The sequence below is a fragment of the Herbaspirillum sp. UBA812 genome (assembly GCF_002296545.1).
GTDB classification, from domain to species: Bacteria; Pseudomonadota; Gammaproteobacteria; order Burkholderiales; family Burkholderiaceae_D; genus Herbaspirillum; species Herbaspirillum huttiense.
Genome location: NZ_DBIC01000090.1, coordinates 8467 through 13170, shown reverse-complemented (window position 1 = coordinate 13170; position 4704 = coordinate 8467). Strand labels below are relative to the sequence as shown.

Below are 4704 nucleotides of genomic sequence, written 5' to 3'. Positions count from 1 at the left end.
GGTGGTGAAATTGGTAGACACAAGGGACTTAAAATCCCTCGGCCGCAAGGCCGTGTCGGTTCGATTCCGACTACCCCCACCACTTGATTCAAAAGAGATGACGAGTAAGGCAACGGGACACGGAAGTGTCCTTTTTGCGTTGGACTTGACCAGTGAGCCAGCCAGGTCAGCCGACAGTGCCGGCGCCCGGCCGTCAGCGCTTGAGCAACTCCAGCGCATCCTCCGCCACGCTGCGCAGATTGGTGATGGTGGCATTGAGGTCGGCCAGCTCGGCCGGGGTGGGCGGCTGGTCCATGCCGTTCTTGACCAGCGAGGCCTTGATGATCGTTGCGGCCATCTGCCACGCAGCCTTATTGTGTGCGTCCACCAGCTCCTTCTGGATGCGCTCCAATTCCGCTTTTTGATTTTTATCCATGTTCCTTGACGAGGCCGTTTGCGAATGTGCCCGGCTTGCCGCGCAGATTCATGATCGTCCCGATGGAAGACCACTCCCTAGAATTTCCTAACATTACTTTCAGTCAGGCAATTCGACAAGTGATTTTACCTTCATGGCGCAGCCCTGCGCTTGTCTTCACTTACTGTTCTCATCAGGTGATACTTCATCTGTTACGGATCTTTACCATCCGCCCAAACTCTGTACCAGCTGAATCCTTTACAATTCACGCCACCCCTCACTGTTGCTGGAGATCCGCTGCATGCCGCGCCCGCGTTTTTCTGTCCCGTTTTTCGTCATCACTGCCGCCACGCTGGGCCTGACCGCCTGCACCACCGGCAAGACCGCCTTCTATCATCAGGAGGAATTCAACGATACCAGCGCCTTCTCGCGCAGCTTCCCCGGCAGTGAAAAAGCCGTCTGCGAAGCCGCCCGCCGCGCCTTGCTGGGCCAGGGCTACGTCATCAGCAAGTCCACCGACAACACCCTGGATGGCAACAAGAGCTTCCAGCCCGCCAGCGACAAGCACATGGAAATCGCCTTCCACGTGGTCTGCGCCTCCAATGGCAACGGCAAAAGCTCGACCATGTTCGCCAGTGCCACCCAGGATGGCTACGGCATCAAGAAGAGCAACAGCTCGGCCAGCCTGGGCGTGAGCGTGCTGGGGTCGGTGTCGATGCCCTTTGCCGCCAGCGATGATTCGATGGTGCGCGTCTCCAGCGAAACCATCCGCTCGCCGGACTTCTACGATCGCTTCTTCGGCGCGGCCGAGCGCTATCTGCTGGTGGATGTCGATGACGACACCGCACCGGCGAAGAAATGAGGGATGCCTGATTTCAGCAGTGCACAATTGCAGAGCGTTGAATGAACGCGTGGTATGAACGAAAAAATGGCGGCCTTCAAGCCGCCATTTTTCTTGCCTGCTGCCCGGAGATCAATGCCCCCAGTAGCCGTAGCCCGGAGGCGGCGGCGGCGGACGGTGCCAGTGACGATGATGGCCGCGATGGTAATACTCGCGCTCCACATACACCGGGGCCGGTGCGTAATAGACCGGGGCCGGACGCACGTAGACCGGTGCCGGGCGCACATACACCGGCGGCGGCGCATACACGGGGGCCGGCTGCACGTAGACAGGCTGCGGAGCCACGTAAGCGGGCACGCCGATATTGACGCCGATGGAGACATGTCCGGCCATGGCCGGTGCTGCGGACAGACCGGCAACGGCAGCAAAGACAGCCATGCCGGCAATCAGGGAAATCGACTTTTTCACGATAGCTCCTCGTTGTTCTGAATGACGTAGCGTGACTATATCCCCCGAATCCTGACAACTCTAGGCGAAAGCCGTAAGGGTTGTAAGCAAATGCTTCACAAATGTTAAGCACAATGTGAAGCAAAATTTGGCCACTTCCGCGCCCGCCGGGCGTTACCGACGGATCGCCCGGAATCGCTGCTTCAGCCGCCTGCATCAGAAGCGCAGACGGCCGGAGCCGGGCCTCAGGCTGCGTTCAGGCTGCGCTGCGCAGCATCGGCCGCACGGACTTCTGCCAGCTTGGCGACGGTGGTCGCGCAAGCGTGCGCGGCTTCACGTCCCTTGACCAGGAAATGCTGGTGGAAGTAATCGTGATGCTCGCTGTGCGAGTGGAAGTGATGCGGGGTCAGCACGGCCGAGAAGACCGGCACTTCGGTCTCCAGCTGCACCTGCATCAGCGCCGAGATGACCGATTGCGCCACGAAGTCATGGCGGTAGATGCCGCCATCGACCACCAGGCCGCTGGCGACGATGCCGGCATACTTGCCGGTCTTGGCCAGGACCTTGGCGTGCAGGGGGATTTCGAAGGCACCGGGCAGTTCGAAGAAATCGATGCTGGAGGTGGGCCAGCCCAGCTTGGCCATTTCCTCGGTGAAGGCAATGCGGCACTGGTCGACGATGTCCTTGTGCCAGCTGGCCTGGACGAAGGCGATACGTTGACCGTGATGGGAAGGGACTGCAGAGAGATGCGATTGATGCGATTGCGACATGGTTCAGGACTCCTGTTCGATGAATAAACAGGGCGTGGGAATGCGCGGCCGCTCGCACCGCAAAAAAGCGGCACGACACCGGACATCCCGTTCTCTTTCATCCGGACTATGACCGTCGGCCCCGGAATCACACCAGGTCTGCTGACCCCGGCTCGTCGTGGCGACAGGCCGGGCGCTCGCGGGCTACACGCAACACCGCCAGGTGCCGCCTGATTACCGCCGGTGGGGAGTTTCACCCCGCCCCGAGAACTTGTTGCCGCGCAGCGGACAAAGAGCCCGCCGCAACAGCAGCCGCGACTTTAGCACGTGAACAAAAATGCTGCAGGCGCGCAGCGCAAATCCGCTCGGCCAGCGTCAGGCACCCTGCCCCACCGACTCCAGCATGCCGCGGGCGATCTCGCGCTCACCCATGATGACGCGCTGGGCACCATGCTTTTCCAGGTGCTCGATCTCGGCATCGGAATGTGCGCGCGCCACTACCTTCAGGCCGGCATTGAGTTCCAGTGCATTTTCGATCACCTGCCCGGCCTCGAACACTTCCGGTATCGCCACCAGCAGCCAACGTGCGCGCTCCACAGCGGCGGCCTTGAGCAGCTCGCTCTGGGCGGCATTGCCGTACAGCGCCGGCACACCATCCTGGCGCAGTGCTTCCAGATGCTCGCGCTGCGCCTCGATCACCACGAAAGGCTTGCCCTGCGCACGCAACTGCTCGCCGATGCCCCGGCCGACCCGGCCGTAGCCGACCAGCACCACGTGATCCTGCAGGTCGACCGTGGGCGGCACGTCCTGCACGTCAGCAGGTTCGGCGTGGCGCGCCTCGTAGCGATCAAGCAACGAGAACAGCAAGGGATTGATCAGGATCGACAGGATGGCGCCGCCCAGGATCAGGTCGCGCGCCATTGGCGAGAGCAGGTCCAGCGACAGGCCGAGTGTGGCCAGGATGAAAGAAAATTCACCAATCTGCGCCAGGCTGGCGGAAATGGTCAGCGCCGTCGAATTCGGGTGACCGAATGCGCGCACGATCAGCCAGGCGGCCAGCGACTTGCCGACCACGATGATGAGCACGGTGGCCAGCACCAGCAGCGGTTCACGCACCAGGATCGACGGATCGAACAGCATGCCCACCGAGACGAAGAACAGCACGGAGAAGGCATCGCGCAGCGGCAGCGATTCTTCGGCGGCACGGTGGCTCAGTTCGGATTCCGACAGGATCATGCCGGCGAAGAAGGCCCCCAGCGCGAAGGACACCCCGAACACATAAGCCGACCCCAGCGCAAAGCCCAGCGCGATGGCCAGCACGGCCAGGCGGAACAGTTCACGCGAGCCGGTATCGGCGATGCGCTCCAGGATCCACGGAATGACGCGGCGCCCGACGATGAGCATCACCGCCACGAAGGCCACCACCTTGCCCAGGGTCAGCCCCAGGGTCAGCAGCACGGCATTGCCGGACAGTGCCTCGCCCTTGCCGCCCAGGATGCCGGAGAGCGCCGGAATCAGCACCAGCGCCAGCACCATGGCGATGTCCTCGACGATCAGCCAGCCCACGGCGATGCGGCCGCGCTGGGTTTCCACCAGACGGCGTTCCTGCAATGCTTTCAACAGCACCACGGTACTGGCCACCGACAGCGCCAGGCCGAACAGGAAGCCCTCGCCGAACGGCCAGCCCAGCAGCCAGCCCAGGCCCATGCCAAGCAAGGTGGCAATGGCGATCTGCGCCACTGCACCGGGGATGGCAATGTTCTTGACCGACAGCAGGTCCTTCAGCGAAAAGTGCAGACCGACACCGAACATCAGCAGGATCACCCCGATCTCGGCCAGCTCCTGGGCCAGGTCGGCATCCCCGACGAAGCCGGGCGTGAACGGGCCGATGGCGATACCGGCCACCAGGTAGCCGATCAGCGGCGGCATTTTCAGGCGATGGGCCAGGGTCCCGAAGATGAAGGCCAGGACCAGGCCTCCGACAATGGTGGCGATCAGGGGAGTGTGATGGGGCATCAGTCAGGGTTCCTTTCTAAGGTGGATGAATTTGTTGGAGATGACTGTGACACTGGCTGTCTGCCGGCTGCGTGCCTGCGTGCAAACGCAGGCACGAACCTTCACAAAGACTAACACGCGCATGAATACGCGGGCATGACAGCCACTCAGGCGCCGCCGCTGGCGGGCCGCACTTGGCGCGGTGCGGCCCGCCAGCGTGGCATCAGCGTGCAGCCTGCAAGGCGGCGATGCGCGACTCCAGCGGCGGGGGGGGGGGG

5 protein-coding genes and 1 riboswitch are annotated in these 4704 nt (G+C 62.5%); of the genes, 1 reads left to right on the top strand and 4 read right to left on the bottom strand.

The window, feature by feature from the left end:
• Positions 1-193: 193 nt before the first annotated feature.
• Positions 194-367, bottom strand: coding sequence for a hypothetical protein (locus B3873_RS06010; protein WP_227022621.1), 174 nt, complete (start codon positions 365-367; stop codon positions 194-196).
• 328 nt (positions 368-695) lie between these two features.
• Here B3873_RS06010 and B3873_RS06005 point away from each other — a divergent pair, with 328 nt between their 5' ends.
• The gene (locus B3873_RS06005) at positions 696-1256 is read left to right on the top strand and encodes a DUF2242 domain-containing protein (protein ID WP_121039598.1); all 561 of its coding nucleotides are present in this window, start codon (positions 696-698) and stop codon (positions 1254-1256) included.
• A gap of 111 nt (positions 1257-1367) precedes the next feature.
• On the opposite strand, the gene B3873_RS06000 is transcribed toward B3873_RS06005, so the two are convergent.
• The 3 genes from B3873_RS06000 to ybaL form a co-directional block, all read right to left on the bottom strand.
• Positions 1368-1703: a hypothetical protein gene (locus tag B3873_RS06000; RefSeq protein ID WP_286864625.1), complete on the bottom strand. Its 336-nt coding sequence runs from the start codon at positions 1701-1703 to the stop codon at positions 1368-1370.
• 224 nt (positions 1704-1927) lie between these two features.
• Positions 1928-2452, bottom strand: coding sequence for a 6,7-dimethyl-8-ribityllumazine synthase (locus B3873_RS05995; protein ID WP_121039592.1), 525 nt, complete (start codon positions 2450-2452; stop codon positions 1928-1930).
• Positions 2453-2537: 85 nt separating this feature from the next.
• Positions 2538-2706: riboswitch (FMN riboswitch) on the bottom strand.
• A gap of 100 nt (positions 2707-2806) precedes the next feature.
• A complete protein-coding gene (ybaL, locus tag B3873_RS05990; RefSeq protein WP_276839070.1) occupies positions 2807-4447 on the bottom strand; it encodes a YbaL family putative K(+) efflux transporter in 1641 nt (546 codons plus the stop codon).
• Between the last annotated feature and the right edge of the window lie 257 nt (positions 4448-4704).